The organism is Providencia sp. wls1916, from assembly GCF_009706585.1.
GTDB classification, from domain to species: Bacteria; Pseudomonadota; Gammaproteobacteria; order Enterobacterales; family Enterobacteriaceae; genus Providencia; species Providencia lanzhouensis.
In genome coordinates this window covers 107,339-130,336 of record NZ_WLUL01000003.1, presented here as the reverse complement: position 1 = coordinate 130,336, position 22,998 = coordinate 107,339, and the positions used below count along the sequence as shown (strand labels likewise).

The following is a 22,998-nucleotide window of genomic DNA, read 5'->3' as shown; positions in this document are numbered from 1 at the left end:
TGAAGTTATAAATGAATGAACTTGAAAGTAACAATAAATTCCTTGAATTGCTAAGGAAGGAAAAATATGAACTGGAACATGAGGTTAATGTACTGAGATATAATAACTATAAATTAGAAGAACGCTTGGATTCTGAGTTTCTTAATAAGAATAGGGATGGTTTTTCTAGTGATTTAGAATATTATGAATTTAGAATTGAGCAAAGTAAGGTTTTTGATGAGTATTATGAAAATAATGCCAGGATAAAAGAAAAAGAAGCTAAAATAAAGGAGAACAGTGAATTAATTCGTGAAGCTGAGCATAATGATAGGTTGATAAGGAAAGCTAAGCAACCAATTATAGAGCACGATGAAGGCAAATTTATTTCGGATAGCAAATTGAATTTTGGTAAAATCTCATCTCATCAATACAATATTGACACAACAGCAAATCGTATAGTTGAAAACAGTGCTAGCATGAAGATGGAAGTCAGCGTTTCAGATCATGTTAAAAGTGCAGATACCATAAACTCTTATTATCAAGTCATATTCGGTGTCCCTGTTTATACAACAGGCTTTTAGCATTAAATGATTATTTTAGATCAGGAGGTTATTGGTTTTAACTTACTGGTTTAATTGATTGACAAAACTCCATTATTGGTTAACGGCTAAATAGATGTTTTGTTATCTGGTTTTTGCTTTTTAATAAAAGCATGACTTCTTATAAAGAACGTCATGCTTTCAATATGGATAAAATTATAAATGAAAGCATGTAAGAAGAAGTATGAAGATCTGGATTCGATGATAAAAGAAAGAAATGAATTGAAAGATAGATATGATTCATTGAAATTCAATCATAATAAATTAAGGAATTATTTAATTTCTGAGCCTCCTGATAAGAATGTAAATTGTTTAGATACTTATACGGATTATTATAAATATGCCGGTGAGGGAGGTGAACTTATTAATGAATATGATGAAAAATGTAACGAGATTAATGAAATAAAAGCTAAATTAATTGAGGCCGATAAATTAATTTATAAGTATAGAAATTACAATATACTTCCGCTAACCAATCAAGCACTCTACGACAAATGGGAGTCCGAGTATGTAAAGTTGGACGACCAACATAATTTCGACACATCAATAAGTTGTATTGCTGAGGGTGTTGCTCGCATGAATAAGGAAGTCAGCATTTCAGATCATGTTAAAAGTGCAGAGATCACTAACTTCTATCATGAAGCCCTATTTGGTGTTCCTGTCTATATAACAGACTTTTAGCATTAAATTATTATTTTAGACTAAAAAGTTATTGGTTTTAACTTACTGGTTTAATTGATTGAGATGAAGGCATATTTTTATGCCTTCATCAGATTAATGATAATTAAATACTTAAGACGCGATATGAACTGTTTTTCCGCCTACAATAGTGCGCAGTACTTTCACATTTTCAATATCATCTGCTGGGATGGTAAATACATTGCGATCCAGCACAATCATATCCGCGAATTTACCTGCCTCAAGTGATCCTAAAACATCTTCACGATGTTGAGCATAAGCAGAATCAATCGTTGCCGAACGCAAAACTTCGATCACGGTCATATCACGGTCGTTATCCAGCCTTGGGGCTGGCTGACCATTAATATCACGACCACGGCGGGTCGCGGCGACTTTTAAGTCATACCATTCGTCAAAATCATCGATTGGCCAGTCACTACCAAAGGCAACCACCGCACCTGCATCAATAAACTTAGCGATCGGCTCTAGCTGCTGGAAGCGGGTTTCACCCAGCATGTTTTTTTCGAATGCAGCCAGCTCTGGTGTTGGCGCAGCCCATTGGAATGATAAGCATGCAATGGTTTTCAGGCGTGCAAAACGGGCATAATCTTTGGCATCAACCAGCTCATTATGGGCAAGGCCTGGGCGGATATCTTTCTCTGGGTGAGCTGCTCGCATTTTTTCAATGGCATCCAGCACGATAGATACGGCACCTTCACCGACGGTATGTAAGTGAGGATCGTAACCCGCTGCGGCGATTTTTTCGAGTAGCTCATCCAGAATTTCAGCCGTGAAATAGAGGTCGCCGTAGTTATCGGTTTCTACCCAATTCGGGGCGGAATCAGTTCCTTTGTTCACGCGGTATGGCTGTAATAATGAGGCGGTCATGGTTGGGTATTGCAGCACGCCATCCACAAACATTTTGATATTACGCAGACCGATACCTGGTGTCGGTGTCCACTCTGATTGGTGCCATTTTTTGGCGAACGCCACGGCTTTATCGACAGCAGCCGCAACGGCAGCCACATTCGGGGTATCATCAGGCGTGATTTCGCGCGCAGCTTGGAAGCGCAAAGTGAGTTCACCACGTTGTTGAAGTTGGTGGAACGCGCTTAATTGCTGCTCAGAAACACGGGCATCCATCACCATGGTAACGCCTTGCTGATTCAATACTTTTTGGACTAACTCAGCCACTTCAATCGCTTGCTCATCACGAATAGACGGGATACTATCCGCAGCACGCATGGCAGGTGCATCTTCTAAAATTCCGTTGAGTTCACCATTCTCGTATTTACCGATTTTGCCATCAGGTGGCTCAGGAGTCTCTTTGGTGATCCCGAATAATTCGAGGGCGCGACTATTGGCTAAGAGGGTATGGCAGTCATTAGAGAACAATACCACTGGGCGCTTAGTATTGAGCTTGTCCATGTCTTCACGGTACATATCAATACCTGCTGGTAACATGCCTTGGCGTAACCATGCCGTGACTTTTAGCCAGTCATTTTCGCCGGTGCGAGGATCTTTATCTAGGTGATCTTGCACGCGCTGTAAAATTTGGTCGATAGTCAGGGATTCGTAATTAAGATGGCAGCCGAACAGCTGAATGCCGCCCCAAAATGGGTGCATATGTCCATCAATGATCCCTGGCATCATCATCTTGCCTTCAAGGTCGATGCTCTCAGTTTCTGGACCAACATATTGATGTAATTCATCCGAAGTCCCTGTTGCAAGAATATAACCTTCTTTCAAGGCGATAGCGTCGACAACACTATCTTGACTGTCTGCGGTATAGATATAACCGTTGAAATAAATAACATCAGCAATTTTATTATTCATCGTAAACCGTCTGTATCAGGGGCTCCTACGGAGCCAGAACCAAAAAAACAATGGGGAAGATAAGCTTCCCCATAATCAACGAAAGGTACCGGAGGATTAATTGATAATCATCTCAGTCTCGGCATCAGAGATAGCAGGTGGACGACGAGTAAAACCATGAGTCAGAAGCGTGAGGTAGCCTGCCCCTGCCGCTAGCCAGCATAAGCCGACTGTGAAGGCTTCTGCATCTAAACTTGTCCATAACCACAAGGTTAAAACAACCCCAATGGATGGCATGACCAGGCAAGTGAGCAACTTGGTATTATCCAAGGAGGCTTTGCGGTCGATGTAGAAATGTTTGATGACTGACAAGTTCACAAAGGTAAAGGCTATCAGCGCACCAAAGCTAATCATCGACGCAACCATGCTGAGTGATAACACCAGCGACATCAACGAAGCCACAGCCACAAAGATAATGGAATAGACCGGTGTATTCAGGCGCGGGTGCAAATACGCGAAGATTGAGCGAGGTAACACACCTTCACGACCCATTGCATAGAAAATACGCACGATACTGGCTTGCGAAGTCATTGCAGACGCAAAGACACCAATAACATAAGCGGTAATAAAGCTCGATGCCATCAAGGAGGCGCCGATCCACTTCATTTTATCGCCCACTTGCTGCATCACCGCGATACTGGCGACATCCGTATTAGGGAGAAAATCTTGCCATACCGGATACATTAAATGTGCGCCGTAAGAGATGGCAATAAACAAGGCTCCCGCAATAAATACGGTATATAAAATCGCTTTAGGTAAAGCACGGCGTGCGTCTTTTGTCTCTTCGGCCATGGTTGAAATAGCATCAAAGCCCAAGAAAGCTAAGCACAGTACCGCAGCACCCGCAAACAGCCCCGACACTTGTGATGACATCACAGTGAGCGGTGCCATCAATGCTTCAACATCCAGTACCATCGCGTTTTGCAAGCAGATGTATAAGAAGATGGCGATGAAGACAAATTGCATCAGAATAATCAGCATATTCATCCAAGATACCAATTTGATACCCAAAATGTTCATGATGCTGACAACAGCGATGGTTGAGCAGATTATCACTGGCATTGGGATATTCGGGAACGCTTCGTGGACAAAGATCCCAATCGCAATGTAGTTAATAATCGGCAGAAATAGATAATCCAGCAGTTGTGCCCAACCAACAAGAAATCCAAGAGTGCCACCAAAGGTTTTTTGCACATACGAATAAGCAGACCCAGAAAGCGGGAGTGCGCTGGTCATACGGCAATAGCTCATGGCGGTAAAGAAGACAGCAGCGAGCGTAATTAAATAAGCGATAGGCAGATGCCCTTCACTTAATACAGTCACTTGTCCATAGGTGGTAAAAATTCCGAGTGGCACCATATAGGCCAGCCCGAAAAATACTAACGCAGGGGTGGTCAGTACACGTTTCATTTGAACGGTATTCTGTTGCATTTTGAAGCCCTTCCCAAAAGCCCTTAACAACGTTAACTCTGTCTGAATACACAGGCCGAGTGAACCTAAAATGCAGCCATATAACTTGAGCTATAGCACTACATGTTTTGTTTTTTTACATACACAAATCATTTAATTAGGTATGTGGATAGACGCCTTGTATTCAATTTCAGAAAACCTCGCACCAGGACAGAATATAAATCACTGTCATCGTGCGCACTTTAATGAAACGTCAGTAATGAATCGGACCATTACCATCCGCTGGGGTGAATACAAGCGGCGTACAATATAATTATCAAGTTCCTATTAAGCAATCATTTATTTCAACAAATAAATATACTGTTTTATTTCAATGGGTTGATATTTGAAAGGTGTATAAATAAGGTTAAATTTAACGTAAGTTAAATATGAATCAAATTCCCGATAAAATCAAGGAATAAAAATTTTTATAATATATTGAAATATAAAAAGAAAATCTTTTATTTTAGAATTAATCCAAACAAGAGAAAAACACCCAAAAGGTAAATTATTTTTAATGAAAATAAGCTGATTATATTAAATAATTTAAACTTTCCAGTTCCATTAAATGAAACGTGCATTAAGTGGGTAATATAATAAGCGGGTTAATACTAATTTAAGACAGATATTATGGGCACGAATGCCCATAATACGAAAAATTAAATTCTATTTTCTTCTGAGTTTCTGCTGTGTATATAAAGCATCTAAAGTAAATAAAATTAATGCAACCCAGATAAAACCAAATGTAATTAACAATTCTTGGGTCATCACCTCACCATACACAAATACGGCAAGCAAGAACATAATGCTTGGACCTAAATACTGGAAGAACCCTAACGTTGATAGTCTTAAATGGTTAGCGGCTTCAGTAAACAGTAACAATGGCACTGTGGTAATAATCCCTGCAGCGATCAGGAGAATATTTAAATGCCAGCTGTTCATTGTCATGTCGCTTGTTGGGCTATCTGCAAAGAATAGTAGAAAGATAACGCCGACAGGTAGCAACCATAAGGTTTCAAATGTCATACCCGTTTGCGCATCAACACCCAATTTTTTACGTAATAAACCGTAGGTGGCAAACGTCACGGCAAGGCTTAATCCAATGATTGGCACGGAGCCAAACTGCCAGAGTTGAATTAATACGCCGGTAAGTGCTAATCCGACCGCAACCCATTGCATTCGGCGGAAGCGTTCATGTAAAAATATCATGCCAAACAATACGTTAACCAGAGGGTTGATAAAATACCCTAAGCTGGCTTGTAGCATATGCCCATTATTTACCGCCCAGATATAAATCAGCCAGTTAGACGCAATTGTCACAGCTGTTACACCTAAAATTAAGATCTTTTTAGGCTGTTTTAAGACTTGGCGGAAATAATTCCAATGGCGCGTGATGGTCAGTAATAGCAGCATAAAGAAGAATGACCAAATAATACGGTGAGTCAAAATTTCTTCTGCAGGCACTTCTTTGATTGATTTAAAATAAATGGGAGCGACACCCCAAATAAAATAAGCGCCTAAGGCACATAGTACGCCTTTGGTAGTATTTTGTTGGCTCATGAATAGCTCTGAAATTGATATAAAGTCAAACTGAGAGATCGAAGCCAAGAATGTGAGAGGCTCGATGTGTGATGCCGTTAATGTGACATTGCTCAGGTTTTTTTACAAGCTATTAGTTAATGAGGTTATTAATTATTTACTAGGCTGTTTCATCCGCTCAGATTTTTTTACCCAATCAAATAAGTCGCAGTGGCTGTAGCAATATGCTGATTTTTCTCATTATGTAATTCACTGCGGGTGACGGCGATTTTATTACCATCGCGTAGTAAGCTGGCGCTCGCGATAAAAACCTCTCCACGCCCAGGGCGCAAATAATCAACGCGTAAATCAATCGTACCCATTTTGGACATCTTGTCGGCAATATCTTGGTGAACGAGAGGCTCAATGCGTTGAAGGATCCGGTTGATGCACACCATGCCTCCTGCCACATCTAATAGGGATGCAATAACACCGCCATGGAGAATGTTTTGGGTGAAATTACCAATAAGCTCAGGTCGATTTTTCACGGATAGCTGGACTAAGTCATCCGTCATTTGTAGTAGTTCAATCCCAAGTAATTGATTAAAAGGCATTCTATAGATAAATGCATCGCTCATAAATTTGCTAGCTTCTTCGAAGGTATAGATGCGGTCATTCATTTTAGGATCCTTGTCTGTGATGTTAATGATAAGTTAACATTATGTATGTGCTAATATCTAGAAAACAAATGAATAATCTTTCAACGGTGAATCATTTTTCGGTGTAAAATGAGACAAATTTTTTCACCGCAGTTGAAATAGGAATGGCAAATGCTCGCTTTACAAATGTTGTTGAGTTCTGTGCTCTGTTTCTGGTCTGTTTCACTTTTTGCATCTGACAATACCAACGAACCGGCACAGCAGGATACTGAAAATCATACGCCCGTTCGCGGAAGTATTATTTCGGGGTTACTGCAAAATTATGATAACCCATTCGTTCTGTATCCTTATGAACCCAATTACATCATTTATACCTATACGTCTTCGATAAATAAGAAAGCCATCGCGAGTTATGATTGGGGTAATGATGCACTGAAAGATGAAGTGAAATTCCAATTAAGCTTGGCGTTTCCTATTTGGCGTGGAATTGCGGGGGAAAACTCGGTTCTTGCGGCGTCTTATACTCAGCGTTCTTGGTGGCAACTAAGTAATAAGAAAGAGTCTTCACCATTTCGTGAAACCAACTATGAACCACAGATTTTTGTCGGTTGGGCGCTTGATAACCAATTTGCAGGCTGGACGTTACGCGAATTCGAAACGGGCTTTAACCATGAATCAAATGGTCGCTCTGATCCAACATCCCGTAGTTGGAACCGTATTTATGCCCGAGCAATGGCGCAAAAGGGTGACTGGCAAGTTGAATTAAAACCATGGTACCGCATTCCTGAAAGTGAAAGCAGTGATGACAACCCAGACATTAATAAATATCTCGGCTATTACCGCGTAAAAGTGGGGTATGCACTTGGGGATAGCGTTATTTCAGCTGCGGGTCACTATAACTGGAACTCAGGGTATGGTAACGCGGAGTTGGGCTGGAGCTATCCAATGACGAAGCACGTGCGTTTGTATACCCAACTGTTTAGCGGTTATGGTGAGTCGATGATAGACTACGACTATCGCCAAACACGTTTTGGTATCGGTGTGATGCTTAACGATATCATGTGATCTGGGCAGACATCCCAGTCATTTCAGGGTAATATCTTGCCAATAGCTGCTCTTTTTGGGCAGCTATTTGTTTCAACCTCTAGAGGGAATTCGTGTCTACCGCTTGCGTTATCAATCAACTTTCACTAGCTGAAAATGTGCTCAACAGCACGTTCGGCTACCAATCCTTTCGTCCGGGACAAGATGCTGTCATTGGCGGTATCCTCGATGGTCGTGACTGCTTAGTATTGATGCCAACAGGGGGCGGAAAGTCGCTCTGCTACCAAGTGCCTGCGCTGGTCAAACAAGGCATTACGCTGGTGGTATCACCTTTAATTTCCTTAATGAAGGATCAAGTTGATCAACTCAAGTTACACGGCGTTGAAGCGGCTTGTTTAAATTCCTCACAAACCCCGCTAGAGCAGCGCCAAATTATGGAATTATGCGCTCAAGGGAAAATCAAACTTTTGTATGTGGCGCCAGAGCGCTTATTGACCGACTACTTTATTCAGCAAATTGGTGGCTGGGATATTGCCTTACTGGCGGTAGATGAAGCGCACTGTATTTCCCAATGGGGCCACGATTTCCGCCCTGAATATCGTTCGTTAGGTCAATTACGCCATTCTTTACCGAATGTACCAGTGATGGCGCTGACTGCCACGGCAGATGAAACCACGCGCGCTGATATTATTCGCTTACTCGAGCTTAATGACCCATTAGTTCATGTGAGCAGCTTTGATCGCCCGAACATCCGCTATACTTTAGTCGAGAAGTATAAGCCGTTAGATCAATTATTGTTTTTTATTAAGGCTCAGAAAGGTAAATCGGGAATTGTTTACTGTAATAGCCGTAGTAAAGTTGAAGAAACCGCGGAAAGATTGCAAAAACGTGGCTTGAGTGTGGCTGCCTACCACGCAGGTTTGGAGAGCGCTCAACGTGACTGGGTGCAAGATGCATTCCAGAAAGATAATCTGCAAATTGTGGTTGCGACCGTGGCATTTGGAATGGGGATTAACAAGTCCAATGTCCGCTTTGTGGCACACTTTGATATTCCTCGCAACATTGAAGCGTATTACCAAGAAACAGGACGAGCGGGGCGTGATGGCGTCGAAGCCGAAGCCATTCTCTTCTACGATCCTGCTGATATGGCGTGGCTCCGCCGATGCTTAGAAGAAAAACCAGCGGGAATGCATCAGGATATTGAACGTCATAAACTGAATGCGATTGCTGCCTTTGCGGAAGCGCAAACTTGTCGTCGCCTAGTTTTACTAAACTATTTTGGTGAAAACCGCCAAAAACCTTGCGGTAACTGTGATATCTGCCTTGATCCGCCAAAGCGTTATGATGGGCTGATGGATGCGCAAAAAGCACTCTCCTGTATTTATCGCGTTGGGCAGCGGTTTGGTATTGGCTATATTGTTGAGGTGTTACGAGGCGCTAACAATCAACGGATCCGCGATTTAGGGCACGATAAACTGCCAGTTTATGGCATTGGTAAAGAGCAAACGAATGAACATTGGGTGAGCGTCTTACGTCAATTAATTCATTTAGGCATGATCACGCAAAATATCGCGCATTTTTCCGCATTACAATTGACGGAAGCGGCCAGACCCATACTGCGTGGTGAAATGCCATTACAGTTAGCCGTTCCACGCGTTTTAGTCACCAAAAGCCGGAATCAACAAAACAAAATTTACCATGGCAATTATGATAAGAAGCTGTTTGCCAAATTGCGTAAATTACGTAAATCCATTGCGGATGAAGAAAACATTCCGCCTTTTGTGGTTTTCAACGATGCAACGTTGATTGAAATGGCAGAGCATTGCCCGACCAAACCCGTTGAATTATTACTGATTAATGGGGTTGGTGAGAAAAAATTAGAGCGTTTTGGTGAGGCGTTTATGACACTCATCCAAGACCATCTAGAAGGTTATGAATGAGGAAACCCCATGACGCCAGATAGTCTAAAAGCCAGTTGGTTAAATCGAGAAACTGAGTTTTCGGCCTTTACCAACGGTCCGCTTTTAGATTTTTGGCAACTACGTGAAGAAGCTGAGTTTTTAGGTGTTGATGATGTTCCTATTCGCTATGTACGTTTTATTCATGCAAAGCACCATAAAGCCGTGGTTATCTCACCGGGGCGCAGTGAGAGTTACGTTAAGTACCCTGAAGTCGCCTACGATTTTTATCATCTAGGATTCGATGTTTTTATTATTGATCATCGTGGGCAAGGGCGATCTGGCCGTATGCTGGCGGATCCCCAAAAAGGGCATGTCGAAAAATTCACAGATTACATTGATGATTTTGAAAAATTCATTGATTTAGAAGTGAGAGATCGTCACTATCCTAAATGCTATGCGTTGGCTCATTCGATGGGCGGCGCGATCCTCGCTGGGTATTTACTCCGAGATAGCGTGACATTTGACGCTGCCGCATTGTGTGCTCCCATGATTGGTGTGAATTTACCAATGCCCCACTGGCTCGCGAGCTTTATTGTTGAGCGTGCAGAACCGCGCCGCAGTGTGCGAAATGATTATGCGGTTTCAACGGGAAAATGGCAGCCATTACCTTATTTAATCAATGTGTTAACCCATAGCCAAGAGCGTTATCGACGTTACTTACGCTACTATGCGGATTATCCTGAATTACGTCTCGGTGGTCCAACTTACCACTGGTTACGAGAAAGTTTTGCGATTGGCAAAGAGCTGGTTGCGAAAGCGGGAGAGATTGAAACCCCTCTGATGCTCCTTGAAGCGAGCGAAGAGAAGGTAGTCAGTAATCGAGAGCTACAAGCTTTTTGTCAAAGTCGGCAAAAAGCGCAAACAGGACGAGAAGAAAAATTACCCCTCATTATCGAAGGGGCTCACCACGAAATCCTGTTTGAAATAGATGCATTGAGAGCCATGGCACTCAATGCAATTTGTGATTTTTTTGAGCAGCATTAGCCATAATTAGGGATCTTGTATGAAATATCCGGTTGTTGCTTCCGATTTGGACGGAACACTTTTATCTCCCAATCATGATTTAACTCTGTATACCAAAGATACACTTAAGCAGCTTGTAGCGACCGAAGAAGTCCGGTTTGTGTTCGCGACGGGACGCCATCATATTGATGTTGCACAGATCCGTGATGGTCTGGGTATTGATGCTTATATGATCACCTCGAATGGGGCGCGTATTCATAATACCAATGGTGACCTCATTTTTGCGAACAACGTTGACTCGCAGATAGCGAAAGAACTGTGCTTAATGGAGTTTGATCACCCTGAAATTCTTACCAATTACTACCATGGTGATGATTGGTTTATTAACCGTGAAAGCCCTGAGCAGAAAGAGTTTTTCAAAGAGTCTGTATTTAATTACCAACTGTTTGACCACCGCGATTTTCCAACCTCGGAAGTCTGTAAAGTGTATTACACCAGTGAAGATCATGATTTACTGGTCGATCTGCAACAGCGTATTCAACGTCGCTGGCAAGATAAAGTGCATGTTACTTTCTCCTTACACAGCTGCCTTGAAGTGATGGCAGGCTCTGTTTCTAAAGGGGAAGCATTGAAACAAGTCACGGCATTGCATGGTTATGGAACCCATGATTGCATCGCGTTTGGTGATGGCATGAATGATAAAGAGATGCTGAAGTTAGCGGGCAAGGGCTGCATTATGCAGAATGCTCATCAGCTGCTGAAAGAGGCTTTACCTCAGATGGAAGTGATTGGTTCTAACCAAGATGATGCAGTTGCTCGTTATTTGCGAAGTAAATATTTAGACAACAAATAATCACTTTTGCTATGTGTATTAGCAGAAAGCCAGATAGAATAAAAAACTATCTGGCTTTTTATTTGCCTTTTGTCATGAATGATAACGAAAAGTGCTATTTGTCTAAATTAAGGCGTTTATCCTATTTTGTCTTCTGACGAGTAAATTTAAACTACTTCAAATGAAAAGCGAGTTTAGGCTGTATAATCTGCCAGATCAGCCGATAATAACGGGTATTACTGTGTCGCCAGTTGCCATACTGCACTGTTGAGGGTTACTTAGGATGAAAAGAATTGCGTTAGCGCTGTTGTTAGGATCTGTTTGTTATAGTTCATTATTACTGGCTACACCGGCGAAACCAACGACCGCCAGTGAACAGACGACGATAGAGCAAATTACGCAGTTAGCTGAAAAAGGTGATCCCGCATCTCAATTCCTGTTAGGTGAGCGTTATTTTAAAGGTCAGGGCGTTTCCCAAGACTCCAAAGTGGCAGCGGAATGGTTTATCAAAGCTGGTGATCAAGGTAATTCAGATGCCCAATTCCGCCTTGGTACTATGTATGTAAATGGTTTTGGTGTTCGCCGAGATTATGATAAAGCGATGCTGTGGTACGAAGAAGCCGCTAAAAATGGTGATACTCGCGCAGAAACCAACATGGCCACCATGTATGCACAGGGCTTAGGGGTTAAACAGGATCTGGAAAAAGCTGCATACTGGTTTAGAAAGGCAGCGCAAGGCGGTAATGTGATTGCACAGTTCAAAATTGGGCAAATGTATTCGATTGGTAGTGGCGTCGCATTAGATAATGAAAAAGCCGTGTTTTGGTTCAGAAAAGCCGCAAAACAGCGTGATGCAAATTCCCAAGACCGTTTAGGGGTGATGTACTCTGAAGGGAAAGGGGTGAAAAAGAACCTACAGCAAGCGTATGCATGGCTTTCTACGGCGGTTTATAGTGGCAATAAAGAGAGCCAACGTTTACAGAAAAAAATCGCAGAGCAGTTGAACGCAGAAGAGCTGAAACAAGCGCAAAAACTGGCTGACAACTACATTAAAACCTACGGTAATAGCGAAGAAAGCTAATAGTCCAATATTAATTTAACGGGATATCAGCAGGTATCCCGTTAATCCGATCACAGACAGAATCAAATATCCCCAGCAAAAGCGGTAAAATCGATTATATCCCCATCCTCGGCGTACACTGAGTTGTTGCACCTTTGTCGATAATTGGCGCACTTTCAAACGGTAAACCACTAAATACAGCAGGCTGAATCCTTGCCACAGATAGAGCGTATTAAAGGCAAAACCCTTTCCGACAATCAGCAAAATCACCAATGGAATCAGAAAAAATAGAATGGAGCCTACACGCTCATACTGTGCAATTTTTAATTTGATGGATTCGTCTTGGATTTCTACTGCTTGGGTCATTACTCTGCCTTTTTTACCATAGAAAATAAGGGAGCAAGTGCTCCCTCAATCAACTTATAGCTCACCAGTACCACGAGGTGGGTTTCGACCAGAAAGGTTATTTGTGGCGCTTTGAATCGAATTACTGCGCACATCCACACGGGCTTGGAACGGTGGGAATGGCAATGTAATTCCTTGTTCTGCAAAGGCTTCTAAAATATGCTGATGGATTTCGTGGCGAGCCGGTAAACGGTGCCCCATTTCACCTGCATACACCCGCAGCTCGAAAATTTGGATCCCTTGCTGTAGGTCCACGAGATAAACTTCAGGATTCGGGTTATCCAAGATCATGGACGAGCGTTTTGCGGCGCGCAGGATAATCTCTGTCACTTTTTCGCTATCGGCATCCGCAGGAGCAGGGATGGTCATCACGATACGGGTAATGGTGTCGGTCAGAGACCAGTTAATAAACTGTTCAGTAATAAATGCCTTGTTCGGCACAATAATCTCTTTTCTATCCCAGTCCGTTAAGGTAGTGGCGCGGGTATTAATCTTAGTGATACTACCGGTTAAGTTACGGATAGTGACCGTATCGCCGATACGGATCGGTTTTTCAAACAGGATCATCAAGCCAGAGATAATATTGGCGAAAATTTCTTGTAAACCAAACCCGAGCCCGACCCCCATTGCAGCAATAAGCCACTGCAGTTTTGACCAGTCGATCCCCAGCATTGAGAAACCGACAATAGTTCCGATGATGGTGATGCTGTACTTGGTCAAGGTACTGATGGCATAACCGGTACCCGGTGTTAAATCGAGATGCTGAAGAACCGCCAGTTCTAATAGTGCAGGCAAGTTTCTGACGAGCTGTGCAGTAACGATAATCACCAAAATAGCGATGAAAATCGACCCCATTGTGATGGCTTGAACGGTTTCGACTCCATTGATGGATGAGGTTACATCCCACAGGCGAATATTTTCAAGGAATGAAAATGCGGTATGTAATTCGGACCACAGCCAGATTAACGAGACCAGCGCTATCATAGTCAGAATGGAGCGTACCAATCCAACTGATTGGGAACTGATAGTATCAAGGTCAAGAACCTGCTCTTCGATATCAATATTCCCTTCACCGCTAGCATTGGGTAATTGAGAGTCTTCTTCCCCTTTAGCTCGCTGGGCTAAGATCTCCGCACGGCGCTGTTTTGCTCGCTCGAAGGCGAGTTTGCGGCGCTGCATCGACATCCAGCGCTGGATTGTGTGATAAACAATTAAAATCACAAACCAAATCGCAACAGAGGTTTCGAGCCGCGCTAGTAGTGCTTGAGACGTTGAGAAATAACCTAATACGGAGAAAAATGCAGCAATCACCGGCGCAATGAAAATGAGCCACCATAATGCGGTATTAACTAAGTTTTCACCGGAGCCGTGCCTGTCCAAATACAATGGAATTTTAGAACGGCGTAAGTTGTTGGTAATTAGGCTTAATGCGACGCACAGCACTAAGAAGCAGAGGCGGCCTAAGGTCGCGGAGAACTCTCTTTCGCTGTAATGTTCAAAGGTGATGATTGCCATCACTAACGGCACAATCACAAAAATGGCTAATCGATAATGGCGCATTGCGCGCTTAACTGCGTCTTTATCCCAACCAAAGTGGGAAATGAACAGCCCGGTTGGGCGTGAGAATGTTTCACTGATCATAAACAGCCAGAGCAGCGGGGTGGTTGCGCTAACGCCGTAGCCAATGGCCGCTGCCATCGGGTATTGCCATGCACTTTGTAAGCCATAACCAATGGCAGACCACATCATTGGAAGAGGAAGTGCGACAATAATCGACCAGAAAATAGTACGAACGGTTAAATAGAAACGGTCTTGTGTGACTTTACCAATGCGTAGACTCGAGCGGTCTAAGAATGCTTGATAATGGCGGCGCGTGCTGACACTGAAAATCACTAAGATAATGGAACCTAGCAGGTATAAGAACGAGTCTTGGCTAGTGACCATCACTTGTAGTGCGCCCGTTAGCTGGGAGAGAGTATCCAGTGAAAGTAGCTGGGTCATGTCAGTAACCACAAGTACCGGATAATTAATGCTAATCGGCGGGACGTCAGCGACCCAGAATAGATAACGGTTTGAGGCGTCTTTCACCTCTTTTAGTGCATCAGTTAATTGTCCCGTTGCAACATTGAGCTTGGTCAGCTCTAACATTTCGCCATCAAAGCCCGAAATGAGAGAGGTTAATAGCTCTTTGCGGGTCTTCATCAGTGATTGATAAACCTGCGACTGGGCAGGACTTAAATCATTAGCACTTTCTTGCACCGACACATCGAGCTTGGATAAGCGCTCAAGCATATCTTCATAATTTAGCCGTTGAACACGTAAATCCGCCATTTCACGGTCAAGTTGCTGGCTTTTAGGGATATCTGGAAGGCGAGAAAGTTGTGTTCGAAGCGCTTCCCCTAAGGAACTTGAACTGCTGATCCACTGGGCTTGTTCACGGATAGTGGACAGTGCTTGTCGAGCATTTCGAATGCTGGTGGAGATTTCGGCTTGGTTGGTGGTGATCGCGCTCATGCGCTGCGCTTGCTCGGTCAACTCTTGGGACATTTTGCGGTTGATATCGAGCTGTTCTTTTAAGAACGGGGTCAATTCACCCTGTTCCGCCAACATTTCTGTATGCTCTAACGCCAATATTGCTTTTTGCTGGCGTTGGGTATTTTGAAAATCACGGAGTTGCTGAAGTTCAAGCTCTAGGCGCTGATAACGCTTTTTCTCAAGCTCTAGCGCCATTCGAGAAATTTCTTGGCGGTTATTGGCTGATAATTGCGCCATTTCTAGCTCGTTCACAATCGATTTGCGAGCGCTTACTTCGGCTTGAGCTAAGGTATATTGGGCTTCAGCTAACGGTGTCGTTGGCGTATTGAGCGATTGGAATCGCGTTGAGGCATCCGTTAACTGGCGTCGTGCTTCAGATAACTGCTGTGGCAAGAGATTCAGGGATTCGCTGATTTCGCGTCCTTTGTCTTGCTCTTGCTGCATCAAGCGCCCTTGATCAAGTAGCTGGCTGCTGAGTTGGGTAATACGCTGCTCGAGTTCACTTAAGCTAATGCTCGTGGGGATAGCGGGCGGCGTATCGGTTTCATTGAGCAAGTTTTGACGGATTGTTTTGATAATTCTAGGAAAATTATCAATAGCATCTTGGTAAGACTTTGCCTTATTGTCCGCATCTCGAGCTTCATTAATCCAGCTTAATGCCCCTTGTAACGCTTGAGCAATCTCAGCATCTTTGGGGTTTTTGCTTGGATCAAGCTGTTTGAGCTCCTGTGTAATCTGTGCTTCATCTTGCGCGGAGGCTGGCGCCGCTTGGGATGAAAAAACGATTAACAGGCTAAGTAAAAAACTGATAATCAAACGCACAGTGAGGAGCTCCTTCAGCGATAGAATAACTTAATTATAGTTTAAATGATTAGCTAACAGTTTCAGTGCGTTGCTGTTCATCCGTTGATTCAGCCAACAGCTCACCCATGCGGGTTGCATAGCCTGGGATCAATGAAGCATTAAAGCGAATTTTGTTAGGCTCAAACAGGTTAATAACAGTAGAACCCAGTTTAAATAGACCCATTTCTTCCCCTTTTTGTAGGAAGATAGCGCCTTCTTCACCTTGTGCTGGATACGTCCAACGTTTAATCACGCCTTCACGTTGTGGGTTAACACAACCGCTCCAAACCGTATCAATGCTGCCTACAATAGTTGCACCAACTAAAATCTGCACCATTGTGCCAAATGGGGTATCAAACACGCAGATCAAACGTTCATTACGCGCGAATAGGTTCGGCACATTTGCTGCGGTTAATGGGTTAACGGAGAACAGATCGCCAGGGACGTAAATCATCTCTGTTAATAAGCCATCACATGGCATATGCACGCGGTGGTAGTCGCTTGGGGATAAATAGGTTGTGATAAAATCACCACCACGGAATTTATCCGCTAACTGATATTGACCAGCAAGCAGGGCTTCAACCGTATAGTTATGACCTTTTGCCTGAAAGATTAGGTCATTATCAATAGGCCCTAATTGGCTAACGGCACCGTCCGCAGGTTGTGCAAGTTGATGTTCAGCTTCAACAATTGGGCGCGCGCCATCTTTCAGCGTACGGATGAAGAAGTCATTAAAGGTTGAATATGCAGTCAATTCACTTTTTTGAGCTTCATTCATATTCACTTTATAGGCTTTAGCGAACAGCTTTATTGCCCATTGGGTTACAAACCCGACGTTTCGACTAGCAAACCATCCTGCAAGTTGAGTAAGTCCTTGTTTAGGAAGCATAAATTGCAGGCGGATTTTGATTTTATCTAGCACGTTAACCTCTGAATTTTAAAGGTAAGTTAGTGAAAGGGCGCTATTGTAACTGAAACTAATCTGCTTTCGAATTATTTCACAAAGCAGATAAAATGTGAGCGTTCACTAACTTATTTTAGACTGATTTCGGGGATTATTTCTCTTTAGCGGTAAAGTTACCACGCAGTTTAACTTGTTCCATACTTTCTAAAATACGGTGATAGTTTTCAAAGCGTGATTCGGCAATTTTGCCGTCTTCCATTGCGTCTCGCAGTAAACAGCCGGGGTCATCTAAGTGTTTACAATCGCGGAATTTACAGCCACCAAGGTAATCTTTAAATTCGACAAATCCTTTGGTCACTTGTTCCTTTGTCAGATGCCAGAGACCAAATTCACGCACGCCCGGTGAATCGATGACATCACCACCCTGTGGGAAGTGGTACAGCCTGGATGCAGTCGTGGTGTGTTGCCCTAAGCCCGAGGTATCAGAGACATCATTGACCAAGATCGCGGCCTCATTTTGAGGTAACAGCGTATTCAATAAACTGGATTTACCGACACCAGATTGACCAACAAAGACCGACACTTTACCGGATAGCGTGTTAGTGAGTGCTTCCATGCCTTCACCGGTATGGCTGGAAACTTCAAGCACTTGGTAGCCAATATCGCTATAAATTGTCATTAAATCACTGACCCACTCGCGATTTTCTTCATCTAGCAAGTCAACTTTGTTTAAGACAATAATCGGCTGGATCCCTGTGGTTTCGCAGGCGACCAAGTAGCGGTCGATAATATTAAGCGATAATTCAGGTAAAATCGCAGAAACCACGACGATTTGGTCGATATTGGCGGCGATAGGTTTTAACCCATCATAATAATCAGGACGAGTTAAGACGGAGTGGCGCTCATGAACGGCTTCGACAATACCGTTCACTTTGATATCACTCTGTGTGTTTAGCGCAGGACGCCAGACAACTTTGTCCCCGGTCACTAAAGATGAGATGGTTCGACGCAGGTTACAACGCTGTATAGTGCCGTCTGAGGCTTCAATATCCGCATGTTGACCAAAGCGGCTAATCACTAAGCCCTCTTGAGCCTCACCTAATTGGCTATCATCAATCTCAATAGTTTTTTGCTTTTTGAGTCTTTTTTGATGATTTTCTTGCACGCGGCGCTGTTGGCCTTTCGAAAGTTTCTGCTTAGCCACCTGACCTCTCTCACTTAAATAATTTGGCGTCTATATTATAACCGATAGGGATATTATTGAAAAACAACATACCTATAACGGATAGAACGAAGGGTGTTATCATACCTTAACTCCACCGTATTCAGTTAGGGCATATCATGCAAAAGAATGAGAATAATTTAATTTGGATCGATTTAGAAATGACCGGGCTCGATCCTATTCGTGATCGTATTATTGAAATAGCTACTATTGTGACTGACAGTAACTTGAATATCTTAGCCGAAGGCCCTGTTATCGCGGTACACCAAACCGAAGAGCAGTTGGCATTGATGGATGAGTGGAATGTAAACACCCATACTAATAGCGGCTTAGTCGAGCGTATTCGTAAAAGTTCTATTGGTGAGCGTGAAGCAGAGCTGGCGACCATTGAATTTTTAGAGAAATGGGTACCAAAAGGCGCATCGCCTATTTGTGGGAATAGCGTAGGGCAAGACCGCCGTTTCTTATTTAATTATATGCCAGAGTTAGAAAGCTATTTTCACTACCGCTATCTTGATGTGAGTACATTAAAAGAGTTAGCCCGCCGCTGGAAGCCTGAGATCCTCGCCGGATTCTCAAAGAAAAATACCCACCAAGCGCTGGATGATATCCGCGAATCAATCGCTGAGCTGGTATATTACCGAGAAACGTTTATTAAATAACTTGCTCTAAAGTGCTCAATATTGCAGCAATCCTAATGGTGCTATATACTCAAGCTATATGGCACTATTTAGGAGGAATCATCATGATCCTACACAGTAAGGTTTTTATGAGTAATCGGACTCAAAATGTTCGTTTACCCGCAGAGTTACGGTTTCCTGATGATGTGAAAGAAGTCACCGTTAGAATGAAAGGTAAAGAGCGTATTATTACACCACTGCAAAATACGTGGGATAGCTTCTTTTTAACGGAAACTTCGGCCACGGATGATTTTTTAGTTTCGAGAGCAGAGCAAGTTCCTACCCCAAGAGAATCTTTCGATGATTAAATACTTGCTTGATACTAATATTGTTATTTTCACCATCAAACGACGACCTGCAGCATTATTACCAAAGTTTAACCAGCATGCTGACCAATTGGCAATTTCAACAATTACGTTAGCAGAGCTGGTTTTTGGTGCAGAAAAAAGCATGAATCCAGAACGAAATTTAGCTGTTGTTAATGATTTCGTTTCTCGGCTTTGCGTGTTGCCTTATGATGAAGCGGCCGCTTGTCATTACGGTGATATTCGAGCAAATCTCGAAAAACAAGGTAAAAAAATCGGGGAAAATGATCTACACATAGCGGCTCACGCTAGAAGCAAAGGGCTTATCGTCGTTACAAATAATACTCGCGAGTTTGAAAGGGTTGATGGTTTAAGATTAGAGGATTGGGTCAATTCATCATAAAAAGGCGCTAAGGTTAACAAACTTAACACCTTGAAATGCTTATTTAACAAACGGCGACGACAAAATCATCACTATGATTGTTTTATCATCAAACGAACAAAAAAATAAAAAATTTGAGTTCAAACGCTTGCTAGTATCTTAATTTCTCGTATAATGCGCTCCCCGTACCGATGAAGTTTTTGTGATTTTATTGGCACGATTAAGGCACCAAGAATTGGTTATGCGGGAATAGCTCAGTTGGTAGAGCACGACCTTGCCAAGGTCGGGGTCGCGAGTTCGAGTCTCGTTTCCCGCTCCAAATTTTCTTGATGTTTTAGCTAGAGCACTATTTTCGGAATGCGGGAATAGCTCAGTTGGTAGAGCACGACCTTGCCAAGGTCGGGGTCGCGAGTTCGAGTCTCGTTTCCCGCTCCAAACTTTCTTAGTGCTTTAGTTATAATAGTTTTTAGCAAAAGCAGTACCCACCAAATGCGGGAATAGCTCAGTTGGTAGAGCACGACCTTGCCAAGGTCGGGGTCGCGAGTTCGAGTCTCGTTTCCCGCTCCAAATTTTTACCTCTCAATTTTTTTGTTTTTCTTTCTGTATTATCCCCTAATAAACATTCTATTAAACGCTAGTTTTGTGCTTACGCGTTAATACTTATTCGCCTTTTAGCGTTCATTATTTACACAAAAGCAGCTTTTACCTTCCTTGCCCACGATCCTTTTATTATTTATGATCTTTTTAGGATCCAAGTGAGTTTTTTGCTTGCATTAATAGACGGGGAGCCATAGAATAGCCACCCCTTAGCAATAGGGCATCCTATAAGAACTTCAGCTAAAATGGCGAACGTTCGAGTAAAAGGTAAAAAATCCTATTTTCACCGGTTCAGTTAAAATATCTTATTAACCTGGCTTTTTGATAACTTTACTTTAGTTAGTTAACTAAAATTCAGCGTTTTTTTATTACTTCTCTCCATGAGAAAGTTATCCACAACCTGAGTAGGGCTAGGTTCGTTTTATCCTAGGCAGAAATACTTTGCTGCACAGAGTTATCCACAGGTTAGTTATTGGTTAATTTTTGATTATCACAAAATGAATATTATTAATTTTATTTTTAATTCATTGAAATTAAAGTAAAAAACTATTTCTTCAAAATGTGCTTAGCACAACTTGCAAATCCTTTACCTATTGTCGGGTAAGCACTTTTTTATTTTATTCACATCAGTTTGACAATTGATAGATTAGGATATAAGGCTGGACTTTTTTTAGGCGTCTCGGGGTAAACCTTTAGTAATTGCCCGAACAAGACGTTTTTGTTGCGAAGTTTGAATTGTGACTTGGTTTTCTTCTCGACGCTTGAGTTGTTGTCCAATCGACCATTGGAAGTGCTCGTCTAACATAGGGTTGATCCCAAGACGACTCTGTAATGCGAGAATAATATTATCTTGATAGGGCGCATTACCCAAAGCAACGCTGATATTACGTAGCCATTTTATATAGCCGATACGGCGAATCGCCGATCCTTCCGTAATACGGAGAAATTTCTCTTCGTCCCATGAAAAAAGATCCAATAGCTCCGGCGTATGCAATGCGGCTCTAGGGCTAAAATCCTCTTCATCCGTCAACTGAGAAAAGCGATTCCACGGGCAGATAAGTTGGCAGTCATCACAGCCATAAATCCGATTACCCATTAGAGGGCGAAACTCTTCGGGGATCGCACTATCGAGTTCAATGGTTAGATAGGAAATACAGCGCCTTGCATCAACAGTATAAGGCTCGACAATTGCACCCGTTGGGCAAGTTGTCATACAAGCAACGCAGCGCCCGCACTGCTCTTCAACGGGTTGATCAACGGGTAGAGGAAGATTGACAAGCAATTCGCCAAGGAAAAACCATGAGCCTGAATGTTGGTTAAGCACCAGTGAGTGCTTACCCGTCCAGCCTAAACCCGCTTTGACAGCAAGCGGGCGTTCTAGGATAGGTGCCGAGTCAACAAAAGGGCGAAAATTCAAATCATCGGAGCATTCAAACTGGCTGCAATACTCGAGGATCCGATCACTAAGCACTTTTAAGCGTTTTTTTAATAGCTTATGATAATCGCGACCAAGGGCGTAGCGGCTGACATAGCCTAGTTCTGGATTGTTTAGCGTGCTGGCAAAAGCTGCCTTAGCAGGAAGGTAGTTCATTCGAACACTAATGACACGCAGTGTGCCGGGGTGTAATTCATGGGGTCTCGCCCGCATCATACCATGGCGCTTCATCCACTCCATTTCTCCATGATATTGTTTATCCAGCCATGCTTGGAGCTTGGGTTCTTCAAGGGTAAGATCCGTATCGCAAATACCGACTTGTTGAAAGCCAGCATCGATGCCCCATTGTTTAATATTTTGGGCAAGAAGGTCGAGATCGAGGCGTGTGGACATGGGAAATATCTAGGTAAAAGTGGATTCGCAGGCACTCTAACACGATCATTGGATTTCTCAAAATCTACGGATCGCGTTGGCACGATCTTGCTCGGAAATGTCCGATCTCGATGTTCCAACAATGTTAAATAACACAAATAGATCTGCTTGAGTTAAAATAGGCGTTAATATCAATATTGAATGAATTTTATCATTATAATTGGCTTCGCTAACTATGAAAGAACGCACAGTACAACTTGCTAATGAAGAGCAAACAGTCGCGCTTGGGCGCACGATCGCTATGGCCTGTAAACAAGGCGCAGTTATTAACCTGTATGGCGATTTAGGTGCAGGAAAAACCACATTTAGTCGTGGATTTTTACAAGCATTGGGCCATCAAGGCCATGTAAAAAGCCCAACCTATACACTCGTTGAGCCTTATGAATTAGCGGATAGACACGTTTTTCACTTTGATCTGTATCGCTTAGCCGATCCTGAAGAACTTGAGTTTATGGGGATCCGCGACTATTTTTCAGACAACTCAGTTTGTTTAGTGGAATGGCCACAGCAGGGTAAAGGCTTCTTACCTGAAGCGGATCTAGAGATCCATTTAACCTATCAAGATGAAGGGCGTCAGGCTCGGGTTGTCGCTTTTTCGACAACCGGAGAGTCGTTATTGGAAGCGTTAACGGTATTCTAAG

At 42.9% G+C, this 22,998-nt stretch carries 20 protein-coding genes and 3 tRNA genes; 14 read left to right on the top strand and 9 right to left on the bottom strand.

The annotated features are described in order from the left end of the window. Positions 1-11: 11 nt before the first annotated feature. A complete protein-coding gene (locus GKR61_RS01240; protein WP_154599719.1) occupies positions 12-560 on the top strand; it encodes a hypothetical protein in 549 nt (182 codons plus the stop codon). Between the two features lie 180 nt (positions 561-740). Then, a complete protein-coding gene (locus GKR61_RS01235; RefSeq protein WP_154599718.1) occupies positions 741-1,259 on the top strand; it encodes a hypothetical protein in 519 nt (172 codons plus the stop codon). Positions 1,260-1,370: 111 nt separating this feature from the next. Here GKR61_RS01235 and GKR61_RS01230 read toward each other — a convergent pair whose 3' ends face one another. The 4 genes from GKR61_RS01230 to GKR61_RS01215 form a co-directional block, all read right to left on the bottom strand. Then, positions 1,371-3,092, bottom strand: a complete 1,722-nt coding sequence (locus tag GKR61_RS01230; RefSeq protein ID WP_036948879.1) for an amidohydrolase — start codon at positions 3,090-3,092, stop codon at positions 1,371-1,373. Positions 3,093-3,188: 96 nt separating this feature from the next. Next, on the bottom strand, positions 3,189-4,562 hold the full coding sequence (locus GKR61_RS01225; RefSeq protein WP_036948882.1) for an APC family permease: 1,374 nt from the start codon (positions 4,560-4,562) through the stop codon (positions 3,189-3,191). 684 nt (positions 4,563-5,246) lie between these two features. Continuing rightward, positions 5,247-6,140, bottom strand: coding sequence for an EamA family transporter RarD (gene rarD / locus GKR61_RS01220; RefSeq protein ID WP_036948885.1), 894 nt, complete (start codon positions 6,138-6,140; stop codon positions 5,247-5,249). Between the two features lie 167 nt (positions 6,141-6,307). After that, positions 6,308-6,778, bottom strand: coding sequence for a thioesterase family protein (locus GKR61_RS01215; protein WP_108478800.1), 471 nt, complete (start codon positions 6,776-6,778; stop codon positions 6,308-6,310). A gap of 150 nt (positions 6,779-6,928) precedes the next feature. On the opposite strand from GKR61_RS01215, the gene pldA reads away from it, so the two are divergent. From pldA to GKR61_RS01190, 5 genes are all read left to right on the top strand, one after another. Next, positions 6,929-7,822: a phospholipase A gene (pldA, locus tag GKR61_RS01210; protein ID WP_154639490.1), complete on the top strand. Its 894-nt coding sequence runs from the start codon at positions 6,929-6,931 to the stop codon at positions 7,820-7,822. A gap of 92 nt (positions 7,823-7,914) precedes the next feature. After that, on the top strand, positions 7,915-9,741 hold the full coding sequence (recQ, locus tag GKR61_RS01205) for an ATP-dependent DNA helicase RecQ (protein ID WP_336426577.1): 1,827 nt from the start codon (positions 7,915-7,917) through the stop codon (positions 9,739-9,741). 9 nt (positions 9,742-9,750) lie between these two features. Beyond that, on the top strand, positions 9,751-10,746 hold the full coding sequence (gene pldB / locus GKR61_RS01200) for a lysophospholipase L2 (RefSeq protein ID WP_036948896.1): 996 nt from the start codon (positions 9,751-9,753) through the stop codon (positions 10,744-10,746). Between the two features lie 19 nt (positions 10,747-10,765). Beyond that, positions 10,766-11,578, top strand: coding sequence for a sugar/pyridoxal phosphate phosphatase YigL (gene yigL, locus GKR61_RS01195; RefSeq protein WP_036948901.1), 813 nt, complete (start codon positions 10,766-10,768; stop codon positions 11,576-11,578). A 262-nt stretch (positions 11,579-11,840) separates the two neighbouring features. Beyond that, positions 11,841-12,638: a tetratricopeptide repeat protein gene (locus tag GKR61_RS01190; protein WP_036948904.1), complete on the top strand. Its 798-nt coding sequence runs from the start codon at positions 11,841-11,843 to the stop codon at positions 12,636-12,638. Between the two features lie 15 nt (positions 12,639-12,653). Here GKR61_RS01190 and GKR61_RS01185 read toward each other — a convergent pair whose 3' ends face one another. From GKR61_RS01185 to rsgA, 4 genes are all read right to left on the bottom strand, one after another. Continuing rightward, entirely contained in the window at positions 12,654-12,983 is a 330-nt protein-coding gene (locus tag GKR61_RS01185) for a hypothetical protein (protein ID WP_036948907.1), read from the bottom strand. A gap of 54 nt (positions 12,984-13,037) precedes the next feature. Next, positions 13,038-16,379 (bottom strand): miniconductance mechanosensitive channel MscM, encoded by a 3,342-nt coding sequence (mscM, locus tag GKR61_RS01180; RefSeq protein WP_108478803.1) that lies wholly within the window; start codon positions 16,377-16,379, stop codon positions 13,038-13,040. 49 nt (positions 16,380-16,428) lie between these two features. Then, positions 16,429-17,322, bottom strand: a complete 894-nt coding sequence (gene asd, locus GKR61_RS01175) for an archaetidylserine decarboxylase (RefSeq protein ID WP_036948913.1) — start codon at positions 17,320-17,322, stop codon at positions 16,429-16,431. Positions 17,323-17,455: 133 nt separating this feature from the next. After that, positions 17,456-18,508 carry a small ribosomal subunit biogenesis GTPase RsgA gene (gene rsgA / locus GKR61_RS01170; protein WP_036948915.1) on the bottom strand — a complete coding sequence of 351 codons (1,053 nt, stop codon included), beginning with the start codon at positions 18,506-18,508 and terminating at the stop codon, positions 17,456-17,458. Between the two features lie 137 nt (positions 18,509-18,645). Between rsgA and orn the strand changes: the two genes are divergently transcribed. The 6 genes from orn (at position 18,646) to GKR61_RS01140 (ending at position 20,460) form a co-directional block, all read left to right on the top strand. Further along, positions 18,646-19,188: an oligoribonuclease gene (orn, locus tag GKR61_RS01165; protein ID WP_036948917.1), complete on the top strand. Its 543-nt coding sequence runs from the start codon at positions 18,646-18,648 to the stop codon at positions 19,186-19,188. Between the two features lie 83 nt (positions 19,189-19,271). Further along, a complete protein-coding gene (gene vapB, locus GKR61_RS01160; protein WP_036948919.1) occupies positions 19,272-19,514 on the top strand; it encodes a type II toxin-antitoxin system VapB family antitoxin in 243 nt (80 codons plus the stop codon). After that, positions 19,507-19,914: a type II toxin-antitoxin system tRNA(fMet)-specific endonuclease VapC gene (vapC, locus tag GKR61_RS01155; protein ID WP_036948921.1), complete on the top strand. Its 408-nt coding sequence runs from the start codon at positions 19,507-19,509 to the stop codon at positions 19,912-19,914. Before vapB ends, vapC begins: the two co-directional genes overlap by 8 nt. A 222-nt stretch (positions 19,915-20,136) precedes the next feature. Then, positions 20,137-20,212 (top strand) — tRNA-Gly (locus tag GKR61_RS01150). Positions 20,213-20,252: 40 nt separating this feature from the next. After that, positions 20,253-20,328, top strand: a tRNA-Gly gene (locus GKR61_RS01145). Positions 20,329-20,384: 56 nt separating this feature from the next. Beyond that, positions 20,385-20,460: transfer RNA gene (locus tag GKR61_RS01140), tRNA-Gly, on the top strand. A 700-nt stretch (positions 20,461-21,160) separates the two neighbouring features. Here the strand turns inward: GKR61_RS01140 and queG are convergent. Beyond that, the gene (queG, locus tag GKR61_RS01135; protein WP_108478804.1) at positions 21,161-22,318 is read right to left on the bottom strand and encodes a tRNA epoxyqueuosine(34) reductase QueG; all 1,158 of its coding nucleotides are present in this window, start codon (positions 22,316-22,318) and stop codon (positions 21,161-21,163) included. A 214-nt stretch (positions 22,319-22,532) separates the two neighbouring features. Between queG and tsaE the strand changes: the two genes are divergently transcribed. Beyond that, a complete protein-coding gene (gene tsaE / locus GKR61_RS01130) occupies positions 22,533-22,997 on the top strand; it encodes a tRNA (adenosine(37)-N6)-threonylcarbamoyltransferase complex ATPase subunit type 1 TsaE (RefSeq protein ID WP_036948926.1) in 465 nt (154 codons plus the stop codon). The last annotated feature ends 1 nt before the right edge of the window (position 22,998 follow it).